1 protein-coding gene is annotated in these 1,152 nt (G+C 76.5%); it reads right to left on the bottom strand.

Features of this window, described 5'->3' with window-relative positions:
- Positions 1-1,152, bottom strand: a 1,152-nt coding sequence (locus tag OZN99_RS32150) for a proline dehydrogenase family protein (protein WP_270939251.1), incomplete at both ends; no start/stop codon positions are given.

Raw genomic sequence — 1,152 nt, 5'->3', positions numbered from 1 at the left:
GGCCAGCGCCGCGGCGTCGCCGAACTCCACGCCGCGGCTGTTGGGCCGCGTGCGGAACAGCGCCGGTGGCGGCTTCACGCGCGGATGCCGCGGCGGCCCCTCCGCCACCGCCTCCGCCGGGTGGCGCACCAGCCGCTCCAGCGGGATGTCGTGGTCCGCCACCGCCGCGACGAAGCCGCCATTGGCGCCGTTCTCCAGCAGGCGCCGCACCAGGTAGGCCAGCAGGTCCTCGTGCACGCCGACCGGCGCATAGACGCGCAGCGCCACCTCGGGCCGCGCCTCGCGCAGCCTGCCGTACAGCGCCCCGCCCATGCCGTGCAGCCGCTGGAACTCGAAGCGCGCCGCGCCCACGCCGCGCGCCTCCGCCAGGGCCAGCGCCTCCGCCACGCTGCGCGCGTTGTGGGTCGCGAGCTGCGGGAAGATGCGGCCGGCCCGCGCCTGGTCCAGCAGCGCCGAGGCGCCGGCGATCCAGGCCAGGTCCGTCGCCGCCTTGCGCGTCCAGACCGGGAAGTCGTCCAGGCCCCGCTCCTGCGCGCGCTTGATCTCGGCGTCCCAGTAGGCGCCTTTCACCAGGCGCACCATCAGCCGCCGGCGGTTGGCCGCGGCGCGCTCCGCCAGCCAGGACAGCACGGCGCCGCAGCGCTTCTGGTAGGCCTGCACCGCCAGCCCCAGCCCGTCCCAGCCGGCCAGCGTCTCGTCGCGCAGCAGCGCGTCGAACACCTCGAGCGACAGCTCCAGCCGGTCCGCCTCCTCGGCATCCACCGTGAGGTTCAGCTCATGCGCCTTCGCCGCGCGCGCGAGGTCCACGAGGTCCGGCACCAGCTCCCGCATCACCCGTTCGCGGGAGATCGCCTCGTAGCGCGGATGGATGGCGGAGAGCTTCACGGAGAGGCCCGGCCGCCCCGGCAGGGCGCCGTTCGCGCCGCGCCCGATCGCGTCACAGGCCGCGTGGTAGGCGGCGAGGTAGCGCCGCGCATCCGCCGCGGTGCGCGCGCCCTCGCCCAGCATGTCGAAAGAATGGCGCACGCCCTCGGGTGCCTTGGCCGCGCGCGCCAGCGCGTCCTCGATGGTCTCGCCGAGCACGAACTGCCCGCCCATCAGCCGCACCGCGCGGCGCGCCGCCGCCCGCACCGCCGGCACGCCGAGCCTGCG

This window comes from Falsiroseomonas oryzae, from assembly GCF_027856955.1.
GTDB classification, from domain to species: domain Bacteria; phylum Pseudomonadota; class Alphaproteobacteria; order Acetobacterales; family Acetobacteraceae; genus Falsiroseomonas; species Falsiroseomonas oryzae.
This window is presented reverse-complemented; position numbering and strand designations above follow the sequence as displayed.